General features: G+C 32.9%; 4 protein-coding genes. All 4 read right to left on the bottom strand.

The features are described from left to right. Positions 1-594 (bottom strand): carbonic anhydrase family protein (locus A3EM_RS45115; protein ID WP_169513472.1); only part of this gene is annotated, 594 nt, incomplete at its 3' end. Between the two features lie 54 nt (positions 595-648). After that, positions 649-1,209 (bottom strand): DUF4136 domain-containing protein, encoded by a 561-nt coding sequence (locus tag A3EM_RS0139240; RefSeq protein WP_020533722.1) that lies wholly within the window; start codon positions 1,207-1,209, stop codon positions 649-651. Between the two features lie 114 nt (positions 1,210-1,323). Then, positions 1,324-2,517, bottom strand: coding sequence for a TAXI family TRAP transporter solute-binding subunit (locus A3EM_RS0139235; protein WP_020533721.1), 1,194 nt, complete (start codon positions 2,515-2,517; stop codon positions 1,324-1,326). A 446-nt stretch (positions 2,518-2,963) separates the two neighbouring features. Continuing rightward, positions 2,964-3,473, bottom strand: a complete 510-nt coding sequence (locus A3EM_RS0139230; protein WP_020533720.1) for a hypothetical protein — start codon at positions 3,471-3,473, stop codon at positions 2,964-2,966. Between the last annotated feature and the right edge of the window lie 342 nt (positions 3,474-3,815).

Genomic DNA, 3,815 nt, shown 5'->3' with positions numbered 1-3,815 from the left:
GTTAGGGATAATGTTGGCAAAATTGTCATTAGCTTCTCCTTCTTTGAACATTACACTCAAAACAGCAAGACTTTCATCATCGCTTTGATGAACAAAATGCATTTCTAAGGGTAAATGTTCCCCGTCAATAGTATGTTCACTAGGGGTATGAAAATGGAATTGTTTTAAGCTAAAAACTTTATCACCAAAAGTCACACTACTTCCTTCATCTACATTCACCTGGATGGTATGTCCGTTATCTACAATGTTATCTACGTGTTGGTTAAAGGCAATTTTCAGTGGAGTGGTCCCATANCTAAGTTGAAATTGCGCTTCGTCTCCCACCTCAGTTTCTGCAATNTTGATGGGAGATTGTCCCTTACCATTGCCGCATAAAGCATAAACCGGGCTTAAGCTTCCCCAACTTGCAGGACCTTCATCCCCACCATACCCCCAATGAGCTGGTCGGGCAGATGCTTGTTTTTCCTCTTCGGCAGGGGCGGGAGGGGGGGTATCTTCTACAGTGTCTTTAGCAGGTTTGGAATTACATGAAATGAATAGGGAAATGATAATTCCCACCAAAAAAAAGTGATAAGAGATTCTTCGCGTTGTCATGTTTGTTTTGAGTTTTCAGTTAATTAAGTTTTAGATTAAATTGCTCATTGAAACCTATTTAGTAGGTTTCACAGGATAGCCCTTCATTAGTTTAGCAACTTTTTTGGGAACTGTTTTTTCTCTTTTCTTCGGATTTTCCTGAACTTCTGTTTGCATTACACCCTGCCAAACAAGCTCTTTGCTAGCCAGATCATAAAAATCAATTACCATCGTACCTTCTTTATAATGATCCTCAGAATAATTGGTAGTTGAACTACCCATTCCCCAACCCCATCTTCCATATCCGTAGCCCATTCCTCCATTGTAACTTGTGTAGGCTGTTGTGCTGGTTTTGTCGTCAATTACCAAAAATAAAGTGATTCCAATATCAGGATTGTCCTCAGATAAAATGAATCCCCTAGTTGTTAATTCATTTGAGAATGCATCTAATATCCTCTTTTTATCAAAATCATTGAGCTGTTTATCACTTTCTTGTTCCCATCCAATAAATTTAAATGTTTTATATTTAGTAAAATCTGTATTCTTATCATAATCACTTGTTACCTGCCCCATAGAAAGAAAGGAAATAGACATACTTATTAACAATAGGTTTATTAGTTTCAGTGCTTTTTTCATGATTCCAATAGTTTTTTTACAGTAAAAAAGGTAAATTAAAATAAATTTCTCCTTTAAAAGATTATTTAATTAAAATTTTATAAAAAATTAATTTCTACTACGGGAAGTATTCATTTATTTTAAATTTGATAGTTCTTGTTGAATAAGCCGTGCTAAAATATGAAAATCACCTTTATCTAATTTTTCATTAGTCATTTGGACCAAAGCCCGTTGCAATAATTCATCAAATTGTTCACCTTTTTCTGCATTCGCTTCTCTATTGGATTTTATCTCTAAAAAATTTAGAAAGTACTGATCTATTCTTTCTTTTTTTCTTTTAGCTATTACAGTTCTTATTGCCTGAACTGCACCAAAAATAACAGCACAAATTGAGAATACTGCCGCTAATACTTGTGAATATCTTTCGAAAAAAGTAGGTTCATTCCTTTGAAAATAAGAATCTGTACCATTATGGATAGGATACAATATTTTTGAAGCATCAAAATTTTCATTTATCGACCTATACATCAAATCTTGGCCCATCAACTCCAATTTATGTTTGAATATATACTCACTTAATTTATAGATGGCATTTTCCCCTAAATCAAACCGACCTACAAGCAAAGTCTGAATAGAAAATGTATTTAAGGTTAAAGATTCCTCAATTCCAGGTATTGCCGGTAAGGTAAAAGGTTTTAGGGCTGGATCGTTTAAGATGATAAAATCTTCCCAGGTTGGATCAATAGATATTTCCTGCCAGTTATCATTTAATAAATCAGTTGCCCTTGGACCATAATAAGTCCCCCAAAAATGGATAAAGTCGGGATTTTGATCCTTGGTAACAATCTCTACGTTTTGTATCTGACAAGATTGTAGTAACTTTTTGAGATTGGCATGAGTCTCCCCTCCTAATACTTCAATTCCCACAGTTTTATTTGCTAGTATTTCTCGGGTTGATTTTGTAGTATCTAAAATAGCATTTCTGGAGAACAAGAAAAATAGACGTTCAAAAAGAGGTAAAACCGTCCTTAGATTCCCTGCCTTACTCCCTATCACTTCGGGAATAAAATCGCTGTGATTCATTATAAAGGTAAGATCAGCCTCACCATTACCAACCATTTTATTGGCTTCAATAGCATTTTCACAGGGAAGTATATCAATTTGGTATCCTTCTTTTTCAAGAAATAATTTCAAGTGTTGTGCAGATCGATTATAAGTGAAATCATTTACAGGGATGGCTAATTTAAAGTTAACCTGTGGAGTAAGTATATCGCAGGAAACTAGTAAAATTAAAGATAAAAAAAATGTATATAGATTTTGCCTCAACATCAATAAGTCAATTTAAACTTCAATACTAACCTTTCAATTTCTCCACAAAGGGAATTGATTCTAGTATAGAGTATCTTATCGGAATTAAGACATAACTTTCTGTCTGATAAAATTGGGTAGCGATCATACCTTTTTCCTTATAAAAAATTAAAATCTAAAGTGAATTTTTCACAAAAGTAAAATTTAAATCGAATTAAATATTTTTAGTTTTACAATTATTATTTTCCCCTGCCAATCAGGACTGGAGCTGAAAATTTAAATCCAGAAAGTTCCTCCTAAAAGAAACTCCATGGACAACTTCTAACCCTTGAAATGCAAGTTAAGAGCCATGAAAGTAGAGCCTGTTAGAAAATGCTATAAAGATTGGTTTCACAGTGAGTTAATAAAACAACTGCATCCATCAATGATAATAACCTTATGATCACCATCTGAAAAATTATAAACGATTAATCTGGTTTTTGGGGAATTGGAGTTTTCATAATCTTGCGAAAAATATCTGGTCCGAAATGTTTTTTAACTACCGTCCACAAATTAAAAAAGAAAAGGGCTCCAAAAACACAAATAATATTTACCCATAAATGATAAATATCCAATTGAATAGCCAGGTCCTTTAACGAGTTGACCACTCCATCATATTCGTCTCTCGCTTCAAAAGATTTTTCCAAGGTCAAAATGACAAAGACACCAATTAGATATAATAGTGTTCTTATTAAGATTTCTACCCATGCCGGTTGTTTTTTAGTAAATGGTATTTTCACATACTCTAAAACTAAGACCACTTTAGCTACTACCAATGCTCCAACCAGAACTAATGTAAAACCTGCAAATTGAATTTGGTATTCACGTAATAACAGAACCTTAATTATCATTAAAGCTCCAAACCAAATAAAAAAATAGATAGAAGTCCAGAATACCGATTTTAATTCTTTTTTCAGCTTATTTTTTGCATTTTCCATCTTTTACTAGACACAATAATTTGTTTCGGAAAATTCAATATTACCGAAACAGAATTTATTTCAAAAATAAAATAGGAATTAAAAAACTATATTTCTGTACTTTTAACATAAAGAAAACTAAATATGAAGTTAATAACTAACCATTACTCAAAACTATTATGAACGGTTTAATCTGGTTCCGGCTTATTTCAATTCCACTATGGTCCAATTAAGAGTAAAATAAAGGTGTTAACCTTAAAATAATTTCAATTCCACTATGGTGCGATTAAGAGATCCGAAGTGTGCCCATACTCTTCGTAACTAATGTCATTTCAATTCCACTATGGTGCGATTAAGAGTTTT

It is taken from the genome of Flexithrix dorotheae DSM 6795 (assembly GCF_000379765.1).
Taxonomy (GTDB): domain Bacteria; phylum Bacteroidota; class Bacteroidia; order Cytophagales; family Flammeovirgaceae; genus Flexithrix; species Flexithrix dorotheae.
The sequence above is the reverse complement of the archived record's forward strand: the minus strand, read 5'-3'. Positions and strand labels throughout refer to the sequence as shown.

Excerpts from the sequence above, each read along its gene's own strand:
- A3EM_RS0139240 (WP_020533722.1), bottom strand. The coding sequence starts at position 1,209 with ATGAAAAAAGCACTGAAACTAATAAACCTATTGTTAATAAGTATGTCT.
- A3EM_RS0139235 (WP_020533721.1), bottom strand. The coding sequence starts at position 2,517 with ATGTTGAGGCAAAATCTATATACATTTTTTTTATCTTTAATTTTACTA.
- A3EM_RS0139230 (WP_020533720.1), bottom strand. The coding sequence starts at position 3,473 with ATGGAAAATGCAAAAAATAAGCTGAAAAAAGAATTAAAATCGGTATTC.